Annotated in this window: 16 protein-coding genes; 2 read left to right on the forward strand and 14 right to left on the reverse strand. The window is 44.7% G+C overall.

Annotation, left to right across the window (positions count from 1 at the left end; genetic code table 11):
- Positions 1 to 87: 87 nt before the first annotated feature.
- The gene (locus HNP76_RS08865; RefSeq protein WP_184659610.1) at positions 88 to 720 is read right to left on the reverse strand and encodes a periplasmic-type flagellar collar protein FlbB; all 633 of its coding nucleotides are present in this window, start codon (positions 718 to 720) and stop codon (positions 88 to 90) included.
- Between the two features lie 66 nt (positions 721 to 786).
- A complete protein-coding gene (locus tag HNP76_RS08870; RefSeq protein ID WP_184659613.1) occupies positions 787 to 1,428 on the reverse strand; it encodes a hypothetical protein in 642 nt (213 codons plus the stop codon).
- A 54-nt stretch (positions 1,429 to 1,482) separates the two neighbouring features.
- Here HNP76_RS08870 and HNP76_RS08875 point away from each other — a divergent pair, with 54 nt between their 5' ends.
- Positions 1,483 to 2,133 (forward strand): DUF4230 domain-containing protein, encoded by a 651-nt coding sequence (locus HNP76_RS08875; RefSeq protein ID WP_184659615.1) that lies wholly within the window; start codon positions 1,483 to 1,485, stop codon positions 2,131 to 2,133.
- Positions 2,134 to 2,223: 90 nt separating this feature from the next.
- Here the strand turns inward: HNP76_RS08875 and HNP76_RS08880 are convergent, their stop codons facing one another.
- From HNP76_RS08880 to ade, 4 genes are all read right to left on the reverse strand, one after another.
- Positions 2,224 to 3,681 (reverse strand): sodium ion-translocating decarboxylase subunit beta, encoded by a 1,458-nt coding sequence (locus HNP76_RS08880; RefSeq protein WP_221301069.1) that lies wholly within the window; start codon positions 3,679 to 3,681, stop codon positions 2,224 to 2,226.
- A gap of 18 nt (positions 3,682 to 3,699) precedes the next feature.
- On the reverse strand, positions 3,700 to 5,742 hold the full coding sequence (gene oadA / locus HNP76_RS08885; RefSeq protein ID WP_184659617.1) for a sodium-extruding oxaloacetate decarboxylase subunit alpha: 2,043 nt from the start codon (positions 5,740 to 5,742) through the stop codon (positions 3,700 to 3,702).
- A 13-nt stretch (positions 5,743 to 5,755) separates the two neighbouring features.
- Entirely contained in the window at positions 5,756 to 5,992 is a 237-nt protein-coding gene (locus HNP76_RS08890) for an OadG family protein (protein WP_184659619.1), read from the reverse strand.
- Positions 5,993 to 6,175: 183 nt separating this feature from the next.
- Complete coding sequence (gene ade, locus HNP76_RS08895; protein WP_184659621.1) at positions 6,176 to 7,918, reverse strand: adenine deaminase; 1,743 nt, start codon at positions 7,916 to 7,918, stop codon at positions 6,176 to 6,178.
- A 177-nt stretch (positions 7,919 to 8,095) separates the two neighbouring features.
- On the opposite strand from ade, the gene rbr reads away from it, so the two are divergent.
- A complete protein-coding gene (gene rbr / locus HNP76_RS08900; RefSeq protein WP_184659623.1) occupies positions 8,096 to 8,638 on the forward strand; it encodes a rubrerythrin in 543 nt (180 codons plus the stop codon).
- Positions 8,639 to 9,069: 431 nt separating this feature from the next.
- Here rbr and HNP76_RS08905 read toward each other — a convergent pair whose 3' ends face one another.
- The 8 genes from HNP76_RS08905 to HNP76_RS08940 all read right to left on the reverse strand — a co-directional run bounded on the left by HNP76_RS08905 (position 9,070) and on the right by HNP76_RS08940 (position 16,260).
- Complete coding sequence (locus tag HNP76_RS08905) at positions 9,070 to 10,017, reverse strand: ABC transporter permease (protein ID WP_184659625.1); 948 nt, start codon at positions 10,015 to 10,017, stop codon at positions 9,070 to 9,072.
- A complete protein-coding gene (locus HNP76_RS08910; RefSeq protein WP_206173039.1) occupies positions 10,014 to 11,081 on the reverse strand; it encodes an ABC transporter permease in 1,068 nt (355 codons plus the stop codon). The genes HNP76_RS08905 and HNP76_RS08910 overlap by 4 nt, the downstream gene beginning before the upstream one ends.
- Positions 11,074 to 12,603: an ABC transporter ATP-binding protein gene (locus HNP76_RS08915; protein ID WP_184659629.1), complete on the reverse strand. Its 1,530-nt coding sequence runs from the start codon at positions 12,601 to 12,603 to the stop codon at positions 11,074 to 11,076. Before HNP76_RS08915 ends, HNP76_RS08910 begins: the two co-directional genes overlap by 8 nt.
- A complete protein-coding gene (locus HNP76_RS08920; protein ID WP_184659631.1) occupies positions 12,600 to 13,013 on the reverse strand; it encodes a response regulator in 414 nt (137 codons plus the stop codon). Before HNP76_RS08920 ends, HNP76_RS08915 begins: the two co-directional genes overlap by 4 nt.
- Before the next feature lie 146 nt (positions 13,014 to 13,159).
- Positions 13,160 to 14,248, reverse strand: coding sequence for a BMP family ABC transporter substrate-binding protein (locus tag HNP76_RS08925; RefSeq protein WP_184659633.1), 1,089 nt, complete (start codon positions 14,246 to 14,248; stop codon positions 13,160 to 13,162).
- Positions 14,249 to 14,274: 26 nt separating this feature from the next.
- Entirely contained in the window at positions 14,275 to 14,847 is a 573-nt protein-coding gene (locus tag HNP76_RS08930; RefSeq protein WP_184659635.1) for a xanthine phosphoribosyltransferase, read from the reverse strand.
- 24 nt (positions 14,848 to 14,871) lie between these two features.
- Positions 14,872 to 15,651, reverse strand: coding sequence for a 4-hydroxy-tetrahydrodipicolinate reductase (dapB, locus tag HNP76_RS08935; RefSeq protein WP_184659637.1), 780 nt, complete (start codon positions 15,649 to 15,651; stop codon positions 14,872 to 14,874).
- Positions 15,652 to 15,720: 69 nt separating this feature from the next.
- Positions 15,721 to 16,260, reverse strand: coding sequence for a cyclic nucleotide-binding domain-containing protein (locus tag HNP76_RS08940; RefSeq protein WP_184659639.1), 540 nt, complete (start codon positions 16,258 to 16,260; stop codon positions 15,721 to 15,723).
- Position 16,261 lies beyond the last annotated feature (1 nt).

Here is a 16,261-nt window from a genome sequence, read left to right on the forward strand (position 1 = left end):
ATTTCTACCCTTCTATCATCGGAATTTCCGGGAAATTGTTAAGGAAAGATTTGATATAAATGTAAGTTTTATAAAAAGAAGCTGATTTTAATCCAGACTTTCAGGCTTGTTTGCCATTTTTCGCTGGATTGTCGCAGCCCTGTCAGCTGGCATGTTCATGAGCCAAACTGAAGAAAGCGAAGTCTGCTTGCTTGCAGCCGCCATTTCGTCAGCCTTGCGGAGAATATCGATAATATCCTGATCGTCATGAGAAAGAAGTTCTTCGACGGCAGTTTTTGGAGGCATACTGTTTAAATAGGAAGCAATTGTCTCGATATTGACATTTCGGTCATCATATTTTTTGACCTGATTGTTGAAGGTCTTTTCACGCTCGTCCTGTGAATTCTTTCGGTCTTCAAGTTCCTTTGCGATTGCCTCGTTCTGCTCTTCGACCTTTTTAATGTCACCCTCGCGCTTGTCAAGTTCCTGAGTGCGGATGTCGAGGGCTTCGATTCTTTTTGCAAGCCGGTCCTCGTCCAAGTCGGCCGTGAGCGGTTTTGAAGTCGTTGCAGTTACCGAAGTCTGAGGCGCAAGGCCAAATAATTTATAGACAGGAGCAAAAACCTTTTTGGCATGAATTACACCAAGGTAGTCAAACCACAAAAGACCGCCCAAAACGAGAATTATGATCAAAATAAGAAGAAAGATTGATTTTCCGATACCACCGTTTCCACGAGCCATTTTTTATCCCCACAGAAAAAAAGATTTTCGCTTATATTATCGGAATTATATCACAAAAGTTAAGGATTACGAAACAGCCCGCATGGCTTCAATCAACTCTTTTGAAAGAAAAACTTTTTCGATTCCAAATGAATGAAGGTTCTCGTTCCAGTTGATTGAAACGCAGACGCCCGTCTTACCCTTGCGGAAAGAATTTTTGTTTTTTTCGAAAAGCGAAGTGACTGCAATTTTGTGAGCTTTATCAAGCTGCCTGGCAAAACCCTCAACCAAAAAGCAGGCGACAAATTCTTTGAGAACTTCGGACTGGAACACGTTGATCTTGTGCTTTGTGTCAATCTTCATGCCCGAAAGCGCGCCGAACAAAAATGAATCCAACTTGATGTATGCCTTTGCCCTGCCGAATTTGGCCTCGTAAATGAAATCATTGTCAGTAACTGAATCAAAAAAATCGTTGATGTTCTGATGATCCAGCGACGTAATTGTAAGCTTACGGATTTTTGGCTCACCGAATTTCTTGCGGAGAGAAAGTTTGAAATATTTATAGACGTTCTTGCAAACCTCGCGGAGCTCAGAAAGCTGCTGCTCGCTGAGGAAAGAATCTACCTTATATTCCTTTTTTTCGACCTTCTGTTCAGGAGCCGCTGATGATACCAGCCCCAAAAGTTTATCTACTTCATCCTGTGAAAGTGCTACCTTTTCATTTGCCATATTTATATTGTACAATAGATTAAGCTAAATTTAAAGAAGAATCGAGGATAAAGCATGAAAAAGGCAAAAGAAAAGAAAGACAGGAAAATCGAAAAAGAAGCAAAGATTTTAAATCTCCTCACAAAATCAGTCTGCAAAATTCTTACGAAAATAATCCTGATTTTAGCCCTGCTTGCAGCTCTCTTCTTCGGCGGAAAATTCAGCTGGCAAAAGCTTGGTGAAATAAAGACCGAAAAATCCTCTGCCATCGTATTCCGGGAACTCGAAAAATGCGCGGAACTGGTCACAGTCAAAAACACCTATTCCGACATAATCTCCATCAAAAAGACCAGAATCGCGGGCTTCGCAAAGACCTTCAGCATAGTAAAATATTCAGGCGTAATCCGGGGCGGCATTTCAGACATATCAAAATCTCAGGTCAAAGTCTCTGACCGTGGCAGGAGCGTAAAAGTAATCCTCCCGGCCCTCGAAGTCCTGTCAAACGACATTTCAAGCATCGAAGTCTTCGACGAAAGCAAAAGCATTTTTGTATCAATTTCAATCAAAGAGATAATGGAAGAAATCAGGCACAACCAGGACACGGCATCAATTCAGATTTTGGAAACAGGATTTTTAAAAGAAGGCGAATCACAGACAATAAAAATAATCGAATCAATCCTCTACGCCGCAGGATTCAAGGAAGTCGAAGTAAGATTTCAGAGATAAGAACAAAAAAATAACCACAGATGACACGCATTAAAAACTGTGCACATCTGTGGTTTATTTATTTAGCGGATACCGCTATATGGTGGGGTGCTATCGCAACCCACCATATGTTGCGATGAATACACCGGCTGCCATTGCGGTTCCGATAACGCCTGATACGTTTGGACCCATAGCGTTCATGAGGAGGAAGTTTGATGGATCTTCTGACTGACCAACCTTGTTTGCAACACGGGCTGCCATTGGAACTGCTGATACACCAGCTGAACCGATGAGCGGATTGATTTTCTTTCCTTTTGGAAGGAAGAGGTTCATGACTTTTGCCATGCACAAACCGCCGGCTGTAGCTACAGCGAATGCGATCAAACCAGGAACGATGATACCAACAGACTCACCCTTGATGATTTTCTCTGGAGTCATCTGTGAACCTACGCCCAAAGAAAGAACGATTGAAACGATGTTCATCAATTCATTTTCCATTGTCTTAGAAAGACGCTGAGCAGCACCAGACTCCTTTACGAAGTTACCGAATGCGAGCATACCGATAAGTGGAGCTGCAGGAGGCAACAAGAGGATTGTAAGGATCAAGAGCATGAGAGGGAACAAAACCTTCTCCATTTTTGGAACAGCGCGTGGGTTTGGCATCTTGATAAGGCGCTCTTTCTTAGATGTAAGGAGCTTCATGATTGGAGGCTGAATCATCGGAACGAGAGCCATGTAAGAGTAAGCTGCAACGGCGATTACACCCATCAACTCTGGAGCAAGTTTACCAGAAACGTAGATTGATGTCGGGCCGTCTGCACCACCGATGATACCGATGGCACAAGCCTGCATAATGTTGTAGTTGAGGCCGAAGAGGTTCATAACTGCAACGCCGAACAATGTGAAGAATACACCAAACTGAGCAGCACCACCGAGGATAGCTGTTTTTGGGTTAGCAATGAGCGGACCGAAGTCTGTCATGGCACCAATACCCATGAAGATGAGCATCGGGAAGAACTCGTTGCCTACACCAGCGTGATAGATGATTGCGAGCATACCGTCCGGCAAGTCACCCATTTTAGCACCAACGATGTTTACGAGAATTGTACCGAATCCGATTGGAATCAGAAGAAGTGGCTCAAATCCTTTACCTACAGCGAGATAAACGATAAGGAAGCCGACAGCGATCATGATGAGTGACTGCCAGCCAGGAGCTGTACCCCAGTCGATTTCTTTAGCTTCTTCAACAGGAGCCTTGAACTCAGCCTTTGGAGCTTCTCTTTTCTGGTTCAAAATCTGATAGATACCAGTTGATTTACCGATATTCTGGACGAATTTGAGCGGGTCGATGTTGTGCTCTTCGCCCCATTTCTCAGTTCCCTTGATTACGCGGTTAAGACCGTGGCCAGACTCAACTTCTACAGCAGCAACAGGAGCTGTTACCTCTGTTGAATCAGAAGCTGTCTGAGCGAGAACTTTAGAGCCTGTGCTTACAACGAAAGCAATTGCCATGATGGCAAGAGTAACGCCGAAGACCTTTTTCTTAAAGTTGTTGTTCAAATCAATCATTTCTATTCAATCCTCTTATTACTGAACAGAAGCAACAGCCTGACCTGCTGTTACCTGTGAGCCTGTTGGAGCTGTGAAGTGGATTTTACCAGCTGCACCAGCCTTGATTTCAAGTTCCATCTTCATAGATTCGATGATTACGACTGTTGTGTCAGCCTGAACGGAAGCACCCTCTGCAACTGCATATTTGAGGAGTGTACCAGCAACAGGAGCGTTAACAGGTTTTCCACCAGCTGGAGCTGCGGCTGCCGGAGCTGCACTTGCTGCAGGGGCTGCGGCTGGAGCTGGAGCTGCCTTAACAACACCGCCGATAGTAGCGATTGTCTGACCAGCTGTAATCTGTGTTCCTGTTGGAACTGTGTATGTGATTGTACCGTCGTCAGAAGCTTTAACCTCAAGCTCCATCTTCATTGATTCAACGATGATGATTGTCTGACCTTTTGTAACTTTTGTTCCGTTAGCGAAGCACTGTTTGAGGAGAGTACCAGCAACAGGAGCCTTAACGTCTACGCCACCAACTGAAACTGGAGCTGCTGCAGGAGCTGCAGATGCTGCACCGAATGTAACGTTGTATGGAGTTCCGTCAACTGTAACTGTGTCGCCGTTAGACTGAACGTTGTAGCTTGTTCCGTTAACTGTAACTGTGTATGAACCGTTGCCAGAAGCTGCTTTTGGAGCCTCTTTAACACCGAATGTTTTCTCTGCATCAACAGGACCGTTTGCACGAGTCTCGAAGAATTTTGTAGCTACTTTCGGGAACATAGCGTATGTGAGGACGTCCTCTACAGAGCCGTTGCCACCGTTTGCCTTTGCCTCTTCGACCATTTTGTCCCATTCCGGTTCAATTTTGTCTGCCGGGCGGCAAGTGATAGCTTCGTCCATTTTGTTCTGCTCGAGAGCCTTTTTAACGAGGTCTGCGTTTGGAGCAGCTGGCAATTTACCGTATTTTCCAACGAGAAGGTCACGGAACTCACCTGTCATGCGCTCGTAGCGTCCGAAGAGTACGTTGAATACAGCCTGTGTACCAACGATCTGTGATGTTGGTGTAACAAGTGGAACGTATCCGACGTCTTTCTGAACGAGTGGGAGCTCTGCGAGAACCTGGTCGATTTTGTCAGAAGCGCCCTGCTGTTTGAGCTGGCTTTCGAGGTTAGAGAGCATGCCGCCTGGAACCTGTGATTTGAGGATTCGTGTATCTGCACCGAGGAATTTAGACTCGAGTGAAGCATAGTGCTTGCGGATATCGCGGAAGTAAGCAGCGATTTCGAGCAAAGCAGAAATGTCGAGGCCTGTGTCGAAGTCTGTACCTTTGAGCATCTCAACAACAGTTTCTGTTGGTGAGTGAGAAGTACCCATAGCCATAGCAGAAATTGCTGTATCGAGAACGTCAGCACCAGCCTCAGCAGCCTTGAGGAGAGTTGCAACTGAAAGACCAGTTGTAGCGTGAGAGTGAATCTCAACAGGAAGGTCAACCTTAGATTTGATTGCCTTTACGAGATCATAAGCCTCGAATGGCTTGAGCAAACCAGACATATCTTTGATACAGATAGAGTCTGCACCGAAGTCAGCGTATGTTTTTGCCAAGTCAGCATAGATTTCTTTTGTGTGATATGGAGTTGTAGCGTATGAAATAGCCATCTGAACGTGCTTTCCAGTAGCTTTTGCAGCTTTTGTAGCGCGCTCGAGGTTGCGTGGGTCGTTACAAGCATCGAAGATTCGGAATACGTCAACGCCGTTTTTAGAAGCGTACTCAACGAACTTGTCAACAACATCGTCTGCATAGTGGCGGTATCCGAGAAGGTTCTGACCGCGCAAGAGCATCATGATTTTTGTGTTTGGCATTGCAGCGTGCAATTTGCGGAGGCGCTCCCATGGATCTTCGTTAAGGAAGCGGATACAAGAGTCATAAGTTGCTCCACCCCAAGCCTCAGCAGCCCAGTAACCGATTTTGTCAATTTTTGGAGCGATTGGCAGCATATCTGCCAAAGTCATACGAGTAGCGTGAAGAGACTGTGTAGCATCACGCAAAACAAGTTCAGAAATACCAATTTTCTTTGCCATTTTTTATCCCCTATTAGTTCTTTTCGTGCAATGCAGTTGCGATAGCAGCAACGATTGCTTTTTGGTCTACAGCGGCAGCCGGTGCTGACGCAACATCTGCTTTCGGTTCCTCTTTGTCAAGACCTGCAGCATGAACGAAAATACGAAGCCCGTTCATACAGACAATCATGATGACCAGGAAGCTGAAAACAACACACATACCAAGCAGAGTAAGGATAATACTCTGGTTAAGCATTTCAGCGATTGTCATAATTCCTCCAACGGATATGATTACGTAAAAATAGAATTTGGATATAATTATAGAAGATTTAAGAGAGTTCTTCAATGTGACTAAAGGGGAATTTGAAAATAAATTTTATTCAAGGAGGGAGAAGTCTCTCCCTCGCTACAAAGCCTGCGGCTTTTCCGCTACCCTCTCTCCTGGGGCTGCCGCCTAATCCAGAATATCGATAAACTTGAATTCTTTTACGTCAAAAAGACCTTTGTCGGTGATTTTGATTTCAGGAATTACGGGCAGGGCCATAAAGCAGAGGGTAGAAACAGGCTCAATCTCGCGGTTAATTCCAAGAATTTCAAAAGCCGCCTGGTTGATTTTTGCAAGTTTTTCCTGAACCCAGTCAGCATCCCTGTCGCTCATAAGTCCTGCGACCGGAAGCTCAAGTCTTTCAATCACCTTGTTTTTTGAGACAAGAACAATTCCGCCCTTCTGCTCGATAAGGGCCTTTACGGCAGTTTCCATCTGGGCATCATCAGTTCCGACACAGATAATATTATGGGAATCATGGGCTATGGTAATTGCAATCGCACCATCTTTGATTCCGTAATTTTTCAAAAGCCCAAGTCCGATATTTCCGCTTTTGTGGTGACGCTCAATCACGGCGATTTTTGAAATATCCTTTTCCGGGTCGTGAAGAAAATTTCCTTCCTCGTCTGTAGTCACTTCTTCAATCGAATTTTTAGTGACTATGCTGCCAGGGCTTATTTCAATCACATGAACCCTGCACTTTGATTTTTTATCTGCAAGATGAACGGTCAGTCTTTCCCTTGAAAAACCTGCAACTTTTACGCTTCCGCTCACATCAGAAATTGAAGCCCGCTTTACTTCCTTAAGATATTTTCCGTCTTCTGCAACAAGCTCGCCTTGGATGAATACTTTTTTTGCCTCAAAATTCTTTAAATCCCCCACAAGCACAATGTCCGCCCTCAAGCCCGGCGCAAGGGCACCGCGGTCATAAAGGCGGTAACACTCAGCGGCGTTAAGGCTTCCCATCTGAATTGCAGTTATCGGGTCGATACCTTTGGAAACGCATAGCTTCAGGTGATTGTTGATGTCCCCTTTTATGTGGAAGGTCACCGGCTGGCGGTCATCGGAGCATAGCAGGAGGCGGCGGGAATTTTCTTTTGTTATTCCCGGAATCAGGTTTTCAAGATCATGGCAGGCAGAACCGTCTCGAAGCTCGACGTACATTCCATTTTGCAAGGATTCCTGCATCTCCTGAATTGTCGAACATTCATGGTCAGTTTTTACGCCGCAGCTGATATAAGCCTGCCGGTCCAGGCCGACCACTCCCGGGGCATGACCATCGATTATCTTATTGTATTTTTTTGCAAGCAGAATCTTATTCAGAACTTCATCATCACAATTCAAAACTCCCGGATAATTCATCAGCTCACCAAGTCCAAGTACATCGGGATTGTTTATGACCTTTTCGATTTCCTCCGAGTTTAAAACTGCGCCGGAATCTTCAAAAGGGGTTGCCGGAACGCAGGAAGGAACCATGAATTTTATGTCCAGGGCTGTATTTTTGGCGGCTTCCATCATGTAGAAAAAGCCCTTCAAGCCACAGACGTTTGTAATTTCGTGGGGATCTGCAATAACCGTCGTGGTTCCAAGAGGGACTGCCATCCGTCCGAATTCCTCAGGCGTAACAAATGATGATTCAATATGGATATGACTTTCGATTAAGCCTGGAATTGCGTAAGCTCCTGCCGCATCGATTTCTGATTTTCCTGAGTAGCTTCCGATTCCTGCAATGACTCCGTCCCTAATGGCTATGTCTGCCTTGATTATCTGGGAAGAAAACACGTTTACGACATGGCAGTTTTTAATGACCAGATCGGCTTTTTCTTCGCCTTTTGCGGATTTGATAATGTCAGTCAATGAGGCTTTATCCAAAACAACTTCCTTCTATTAATTACATAATTCTACTATGGATGAGGAATAATTCAATAAAAAAAGAAAGGATAAAAAAAAAGGAAAAGGGAATTTTATAAGATAAATTCAATTTTTTATTTGACTTTTCAAAATTCTCATTTAGAATTAAATAATCTTATTTTTCCAGGAGGTACTAAAATGGAAAATATTAAGGGAACTCAGACCGAAAAAAATTTACAGACAGCTTTCGCAGGTGAATCTCAGGCCCGCAACAAATACACTTACTACGCAAGCAAAGCACGCAAAGACGGATTCGAGCAGATCGCAGACATTTTTGAGGAAACAGCACGCAACGAAAAGGAACACGCAAAAATCTGGTTCAAGCTGCTCCACAACGGAGAAGTTCCGTCAACAGTTGACAACTTAAAGGATGCGGCAGACGGCGAAAACTACGAATGGACTGACATGTACGCAGGATTTGCAAAAACGGCAGCCGAAGAAGGCTTCCCACGCATCGCAAAACTTTTTGAAATGGTCGGTGCCATCGAAAAAGAGCACGAAGAGCGCTACCGAAAACTGCTCGACAATGTAACGGGTGAAAAGGTATTCAGCAAGGACGGCGATGTAATCTGGCAGTGCGCAAACTGCGGTCACATCGTAGTCGGCAAAAAAGCTCCGGGCGCATGTCCTGTTTGTATGCATCCACAGAGCTTCTTTGAAGTTAAAAAGAATAACTACTGATTTTAGATTTTACCAGCCGCTTGCCTCTGCAGGCGGTTGTTTTTTTTATTAATATATAGAAGAAATTTTTATGGAATTTGCCCTTGGAGCATCTTTGGCGAAAGATTCAGCATAATTCTGAGCCGGAACCGGTGGGTTTTCCATATCATTTTTTAACTTGCAATACATGTGGATTATAAAGCATGTTATCTGGCTGATACAAAAGCCGCCAAGCAGCAGCAAAATAAACAAAAAAGCTGACCTTGACTGCAGGTAAAATTTACTGCCGAGTAACATTGCAATTACTCCGAAAAAATACGAAAGAAATGCCTTAAAGCTCATTTTTTAATAGTACCTCTATCAGTTTTTTTCATTATACGTTTCTGTATTTAGAATACTCTTAAAAAGATGATTTATAAGTTCTTTCTCATTTTTTCTCAGAAAAAGCATATTTATCGCTCTTCTCGGAAGAAACTGATACCCAAAGCGGCAGGTCCCTGATTCTCCTTTTTGAAATGCAGGCCCATCAAGACAAGCACGACGACCGTAGCAATGTAAGGAATCATGTCCAAAAGCTGACCCGGGATAATGTGACCGAAAATCGGAACAGACTGGCACTTTAAGGCAAGGGAACTCAGGGCACCGAAAGCCCAGGCGCAAAAAATCGCCTTTAAAGGACTCCAGGTACAGAAGATTACGAAGGCGACTGAAATCCAGCCTGCACCAGCCGTAATGTTCTCCTGCCACTGACCGACAAAGGCAAGGGAGAGATAGGCTCCGCCAAGACCGCACAAAAATCCGCCCACCAGAACATGAATGTATTTATAGAGAGTGACATTTATTCCGGAAGCATCGGCAGCCGCTGGATTTTCACCGATTGCCCGGATGTTCAGGCCCCAGCGGGTGTAGCGGTAATAAGCCCAGAGGATAAAGGCAAAAAGAAGGGAAATCCAGACGTAAATCCCCTGCTCAAAAAGCATTTTTCCAAAAAGAGGAATTTTTGAAAGGCCGGGAATTGAAATGGCAGAAAATGCACTTTTAATAGAAGATTTTAACGGAGAAGCCGCAAGATATTTTCCCATGAAGCTTGCGACACCAGTTCCAAAAGTTGTAAGGACAAGGCCTGTGACAATCTGATTGCCGCGAAGGGTAATCGTGATGAAGGCGTAAATAAAGGCTCCGGCACTACCCGCAAGACCTGCAAAAAGAACTGAAAGCAGGGGATTTCCGATTGTGCTTCCGGCAAGATATCCGAAAGCCGCGCCCAAGAGCATCATTCCTTCAGTACCCAGGTTTGTCTGGCCAGATTTTTCAAAAAGAATTCCGCCCAGGATTCCGTAAAGAATGTGGGTTCCTGTCTGAACGGCAACCTGCAAAAACAAGGCAATAGCTAAAATCATTTTCCGCTCCCCTTTTTCTCAAATACAAAACGATAGCGCACAAAGAATTCACTTCCCAGAACGAAGAAAATGATGATTGTCTGAATAATCGTGCCCATGCTGGCAGGAACTCCCATTGAAGTCTGCAGATAGCTTCCGCCCTGCAAAAGGACACTGAATACAAATGAAACAAGAAGTGAAATCAGAGGATCAAGCTGGCTGAGCCAGGTTGTGATGACGGCAGTAAAGCCCATTCCGTTGGACATGTTATCCGTGAGGGAATGTTCGATTGCGCTGGCCTGAATCATTCCTGCAAGGGCACAGAGACCGCCTGAAAGAACTACGGCGATTACAATCGTGCGGCTCACGTTGATTCCTGCATAACGGGCTGTGTCAAAACTTTCGCCGATGACCGAAACTTCGTATCCGAACTTAGTTTTCTTCAATAAAAAGTACATGGCCACTACAAGAAAGACTGCAATCAGCCAGCCGATGTGGATTCCGAAAAGATTTGGAAGAACCGCATTATCTGAAAAATTGATGATTTTTGGTGAACCGCCGCCATGAGGGTCACGCCATGGAAGATAGCTGTACTTGAGGTAACTTACCCATTTTTGAGCCACATAGTTGAGCATGAGGGTGACCAGGGTTTCACTTGTTCCCCACTTGATTTTGAGGGCTGCCGGAATCAGGGCAAAGATGCCGCCTGCAATAAGGGCAAAAATAGCCATTACAGGAAGGAGAATTACCGCCGGAGCATTTGGAAAAAGCATGAAAGCCCAGGTTGCCGCAAAAGCTCCCATGTAGAACTGACCTTCAGCCCCGATATTCCAGAATTTCATTTTGAAGGCTACACAACAGCCCAGCGAAAGGATTGTGAGCGGAACAGCCTTGTAAACGACCTGCTTGAAACGGTAGAAAGTGCCAAAACAGCCCGAAAAAATATTCGCATAAACCTTGAAGGGGTTAAGCCCCATAAAGACAAGTACCAGCATGGAGCAGACGATTGCCGAAAAAACAGCAGCCGTGCGGACGAGGACTTTCTGCTTTTGAGAAAGCGATTTCTGCATTGCGATTCTAAGCATTTCCATCCTCCTTTTCCGCTGGAACTGATTTTCCCATCATCATCAGGCCGATATTTTCCTTTGACGTTTGCTCCGGGTTGACTATGCCCTTGATTGAACCGTCGTGAATTACCATAAGGCGGTCACAGAGGGCGCAGAGCTGGTCTATGTCCTCGCCAATCAAAAGGATTGCCACGCCCTTCTTTTTCTGCTCGTTGAGCATGTTGATTATGTTGTTTGTAGCTCCCACGTCGAGGCCGCGGAAAGGATAGGCTACAATCAGGAATTTCGGGTGCATTTCAAGCTCACGGCCCAGCAAAACCTTCTGGATATTGCCGCCGGAAAGCTGGCGTACCGGATTATGGATTGAAGGAGTTGAAATTGCGTAGCGTTCAACAATGTCCGTTGCAAGCTCGCTGCCCTTCTTGCGGTCAAGGAAGAAATGAGATTCTTCGGAATAAGAGCGCATCATTACGTTTTCGGTGATGTCGAGGCCGGCTGCAAGACCCATTCCAAGCCTGTCTTCCGGAACGAAATTCATGCGGACACCGAGCTTTTTGATTTCGATTGGTGAAAGCTTGAGCAAATTCTGGTTCTGGAAGATTGCCTCGCCGTTTTCAACACGAAGAAGGCCTGTCAGGCTTTCGCAAAGTTCCTTCTGACCGGAACCGACGATTCCTGCAACACCCAGAATTTCACCGCCATAAAGGTCGAAGTTGAGGTTGTCCAGGGATTTTTTGCCGTAGGCGTTTTTGCTGGAAAGATTTTTAACCACAAGAACAGGATTCTGGCTTCTTCCGGCCGCTACACGGGTAACCTTGTAGTCAAATTTGCCGCCAAGCATGAGGCGGGCAAGAGATTTTTCGGTGCATGAGCTGGTTTCGACCAGGCCAGCGTTTTCGCCCTTTCGCATGACGGCAACCCGGTCAGAAATTTCCATGACTTCGTTGAGCTTGTGAGTGATTATGATGATTGAACAGCCGTTTTCCTTCATACGGCGCAGGACTGCAAAAAGCTTTTCTGTTTCCTGAGGAGTAAGGACGGCTGTGGGTTCGTCAAGGATTAAAATTCTTGCACCCTGGTATAAAATCTTAATGATTTCGACGGTCTGCTTTTCTGAGACCGACATTTCGTAAAGTTTGCGGTTCAAATCGATTGAGAAGCCGAATTTATTTTGAATCTCATTGATTTTTTCGAAGAGAACCTGCTTTTTGACAAAGAAACCGGCTGCTTTTTCGCCCAAAGTGATGTTTTCAAGGGCGCTCATGACCTCAACAAGCTTGAAATGCTGATGGACCATGCCGACTCCGGCAGAAATTGCATCCTGAGGAGACTTGAATTCAACCTTTTTACCGTCAATGAAAATTTCACCGCTTTCCGGTGCGTAAATTCCTGCCAGCTGATTAACAAAAGTGCTTTTTCCGCTGCCGTTTTCACCCAAAAGGGCAAGGATTTCGCCTTTTCTTAATTCAAGAGAAATGTCGTTATTGGCTAGAGTTGAGCCAAATGTTTTTGTGAGATTGCGTACTTCCAGTGCGTTCATTTTCTTACGGAAGATCTGAGTCGGGAAAGAACAGCTTCGGGTTTAAGCGGTTTTACAATAAAATTCTTGGCTCCAAGGGCGATTGCCTTGCGGACTACAGATGTGTTGTCGTTGGCAGTTACCATGACTACATGTGCGTCCTTATCAAAAGCAAGAATCTGCTCTAAAGTGGTGATTCCATCCATTTTGGGCATGGTAATATCAAGAGTGACCAAATCGATGTCAGGATATTTTTCTTTATAGACTTTGATTAAATCCTCACCGTTATGAAGGACGTCAACAACAAGGAAGCCGTCATCAGTGAGCATTTTTGAGATTTGCTTCGTAATAAAGGGAGCGTCATCCGCAACCAGGACATGACCTTTTGAGCCGTCTGTCCTCAGTCCGTCTTCTTTTCTATCATAACCCATGCACCTATTTTATCATACTTAGAAAAGTTTGCATAGGAAAAGAAAAGAAAAAAACTCCCAGCTGGAATCCAATAGTGAATCAGCCGGGAGCCTTATCTCATTAAATACTGCCTTTATCAGGATTAAACCTTAAAAGGCGGGAATTTTTACTGAGGAATAACGCCGTTAACGCCTTTAACGAACCAAGTCATGTTCCATACTTCGTCGTCAGTCATTACAGCACCTGCAGGAACTTTTTCTGTACCGTTCTGGTCATAAATCGGACCTGCGAAGATTTTGAGTGAGCCGTTCTCGATTGATGTGCGGGCAACTGCAACTTCTTCAGCTGTTCCCGGTGCAACGAGGTTAGAAAGTGGAGCCAGGTCAACCATGCCTGAGTTCAAGCCTTCCCAGTATTTGCGGCTCTGCCATGTACCAGCAAGAATCTGCTCAACGTCATCTTTTACGAAAGTAGCCCAGTGGAAAATCGGAGCTGTGAGGTATGCTTTAGGAGCAGCGCTTGGAGTCGGAACGTTGTAACCGATTGCAAATGCGCCTTTTTCTTCTGCTGCAACCTGTGGAGCTGTTGTGTCCTGGTGCTGCTCGATAACGTCACATCCGCGGTTAAGGAGCTCAAGAGCGCCCTGCTTTTCTTTTGTCGGGTCGAACCAAGTGTTTGTCCAAACTACGTCAATTGTAGCATCAGGGTTTACAGCCTGAACACCACGGGCAAAACCGTTGATACCACGGATACACTCAGAAATTGGGAAAGCGGCTACATAACCGATTTTGTTTGACTTTGTTTTGAGACCGGCAACGATACCAGCGAGATAGCGGGCCTCATACATTTTTCCGAAATATGTTGAAACGTTTTCTGCTGTTTTGAAACCAGAGCAGTGACCGAATTTAACATTTGGGAAATCTTTTGCTACGTTAATAGTAGAATCCATGAAACCGAATGAAGTTGTGTAGATTACATTACAGCCGGCGTCAATCAAATCGCGGATTGCTTTTTCACAATCTGAATTTTCAGGAACATTCTCCTTATACATGGTCTGAATTCCCATGTCAACAAGGGCGAGACGGCTCTGATCCTGAGCTTCTGTATAACCGTGATCAGTAATTGAACCGATGTAAACAAAACCAACCATGATGTTTTCTTTTGTGATTGTTGATTTTGAATCCTTCTCTTTGCAGCCAGTGAGCAAAAGCCCAGCTGCAAGCACAGCCATTGCAATTTTTGCAAGTCTTTTCATGTTTTTCTCCATAATATTGGTTAATATTATTTACGGAATTCGATTCCGTTTGAATCCATTTTTTCGATAATCGCAAGACTTTCGACTTTGATTCCGGCCTTACGAAGCTGGTCGCCACCATTCTGGAAGCCTTTTTCAATCGCACAAGCAGCACCGACAACCTCAGCCCCGGCACCCTTACAGATTTCAATCAGGCCTTTGAGCGCGTTTCCGTTGGCAAGGAAATCATCTGCAAGCAGGATTTTATCGCCAGGCAAAATATATTTTTTTGAAACAACGACATTGTAGTACTGGTCGTGGGTAAAGCTGTAAATTTTTGAAGAATAGACTTCTTCGTTTACATTGCTTGACTGATGCTTCTTTGCAAAAACGAGCGGAACTTCAAGAGCACGTGCAAGGCTGGCTCCGATTGCAATTCCGCTCGATTCAATGGTAAGAACTTTTGTGATTTTTGAGCCGCTGAAGCGATTTTTCCATTCCTGGGCCAGCTGGTCCAAAAAAGCTACATCAATCTGATGGTTTAAAAAGTTCGAGACTTTAAGGATTTTTCCGCCGATTACCTCTCCATCAGAGAGGATTCTATCTTCAAGTAGTTTCATAGTTTAAGCACAAATTACCCTGATTTAGAATAAATCTCCCATACCGTAGAGCTTACCCTTTGACAGGGAACCGTCTGCAAGTTTGGCAGACAATTTTTCGAGGGCAACAACGCTTCCCAATGCAAAACCTTCACGGCTTCTTGCCCGGTGAGTAAGTTCGATTGAGTCAGCAGGAGAATCAAAGAAAACAGTGTGAGTGCCAGGAACAAAGCCAACTCGTGTTGAAGAAACATGAAGTTCGTTTGCCTTTGGTCGCTCATGAAAGGCGTCGAAAACCATTTCTGTCTTTGATTTGTTGCCATTCATTACGCGGCGGGCGATTTCAAGTGCTGTTCCCGAAGGAGAATCTGCCTTCTGGTTGTGGTGAGCTTCCCAGACTGCGACATCGTATTCAGAATATTCTGCCATGAGGCGGGCTGCTTCCTCAACGATTTTATAGAACATGTTTACGCCGATTGAAAAGTTTGAAGAGCGCATTACGGCATTGTTTGAAGCAGCGCAGAGTTTTTCGATTTCGTCCTCGGATTTTGCCCAGCCGGTTGTGCCGCATACGATTGGCAAGCCAAGAGGAATGAGGGTCTTGAGGTTTCCGATAACAGAAGACGGGTGAGAAAATTCAATAATTCCCTCAGCACCGCTGTTTTTTACAGCCTCAGCAAGAGCCTTGCCGTCACCAGCTGCTACAAGATTTGTGGCATCTTTTGCCATAATATCGATTGTGGCTACGACTTCATGACCTTTTGCCTTGGCAGAAGATTCAATCATGTGGCCCATTTTTCCATATCCAACAAGAGCGATTTTCATACAAACTCCAAAAAATGCAAAGAATTTCAAAAATTATATAAAAAATGCACGATTTAGAATAGAGATTTTTTATTTTAAATTTAAAATATTATTTACAACTTCATCAAACAAGGCGTCGTAAAGGGTTTCCATGTCGCTGTTAGCCTTTTTTATCGTAACGCTCTGTCTTCTGGCAAGGGACAGCATTACGCGATAACCCAAAATCGGCTCTTTTTCGCAAAGTTCCTTAAAGCGTTTGCCGGTGATTTCGCAAGTCCTGCAGTCCGTTGAGGCGACAACAGTAGCACCGCGCTTATCCGTACCGATTAAGGCAGCCTCGCCAAAGAAGATTCCCATGTCGGCGCTGAGGTCTGCAAGAGCAATGCGGTCTCCAATCATAGTATTACGGAAAACCTTAACGCTGCCGGAAGTGAGGATGTAAAAGCTTTCGCCCCTCTCACCCTCTTTTATGATTTCTTCTCCGGCACTGAAAGTATGCAGCTTAAGCTCGGAATAAACCATTCTGAGAATGCGCATGTCGTTTTCATTGTCTTTCTTAAAATCCGCGAAAAGCTGAATCTTCAAAAGCTTAGGTAAAACTTCTTCAAATACGTCCAGGTTTTCTGCCATT

This window comes from Treponema ruminis (assembly GCF_014201975.1).
In the GTDB taxonomy this organism is placed as follows: Bacteria; Spirochaetota; Spirochaetia; order Treponematales; family Treponemataceae; genus Treponema_D; species Treponema_D ruminis.

Excerpts from the sequence above, each read along its gene's own strand:
- HNP76_RS08905 (WP_184659625.1), bottom strand. The coding sequence starts at position 10,017 with ATGATTTTAGCTATTGCCTTGTTTTTGCAGGTTGCCGTTCAGACAGGA.
- HNP76_RS08915 (WP_184659629.1), bottom strand. The coding sequence starts at position 12,603 with ATGAACGCACTGGAAGTACGCAATCTCACAAAAACATTTGGCTCAACT.
- HNP76_RS08865 (WP_184659610.1), bottom strand. The coding sequence starts at position 720 with ATGGCTCGTGGAAACGGTGGTATCGGAAAATCAATCTTTCTTCTTATT.
- HNP76_RS08910 (WP_206173039.1), bottom strand. The coding sequence starts at position 11,081 with ATGCTTAGAATCGCAATGCAGAAATCGCTTTCTCAAAAGCAGAAAGTC.
- HNP76_RS08875 (WP_184659615.1), top strand. The coding sequence starts at position 1,483 with ATGAAAAAGGCAAAAGAAAAGAAAGACAGGAAAATCGAAAAAGAAGCA.
- dapB (WP_184659637.1), bottom strand. The coding sequence starts at position 15,651 with ATGAAAATCGCTCTTGTTGGATATGGAAAAATGGGCCACATGATTGAA.
- oadA (WP_184659617.1), bottom strand. The coding sequence starts at position 5,742 with ATGGCAAAGAAAATTGGTATTTCTGAACTTGTTTTGCGTGATGCTACA.
- HNP76_RS08890 (WP_184659619.1), bottom strand. The coding sequence starts at position 5,992 with ATGACAATCGCTGAAATGCTTAACCAGAGTATTATCCTTACTCTGCTT.
- HNP76_RS08920 (WP_184659631.1), bottom strand. The coding sequence starts at position 13,013 with ATGGGTTATGATAGAAAAGAAGACGGACTGAGGACAGACGGCTCAAAA.
- HNP76_RS08940 (WP_184659639.1), bottom strand. The coding sequence starts at position 16,260 with ATGGCAGAAAACCTGGACGTATTTGAAGAAGTTTTACCTAAGCTTTTG.
- rbr (WP_184659623.1), top strand. The coding sequence starts at position 8,096 with ATGGAAAATATTAAGGGAACTCAGACCGAAAAAAATTTACAGACAGCT.
- HNP76_RS08870 (WP_184659613.1), bottom strand. The coding sequence starts at position 1,428 with ATGGCAAATGAAAAGGTAGCACTTTCACAGGATGAAGTAGATAAACTT.
- HNP76_RS08925 (WP_184659633.1), bottom strand. The coding sequence starts at position 14,248 with ATGAAAAGACTTGCAAAAATTGCAATGGCTGTGCTTGCAGCTGGGCTT.
- HNP76_RS08880 (WP_221301069.1), bottom strand. The coding sequence starts at position 3,681 with ATGATTGATTTGAACAACAACTTTAAGAAAAAGGTCTTCGGCGTTACT.
- HNP76_RS08930 (WP_184659635.1), bottom strand. The coding sequence starts at position 14,847 with ATGAAACTACTTGAAGATAGAATCCTCTCTGATGGAGAGGTAATCGGC.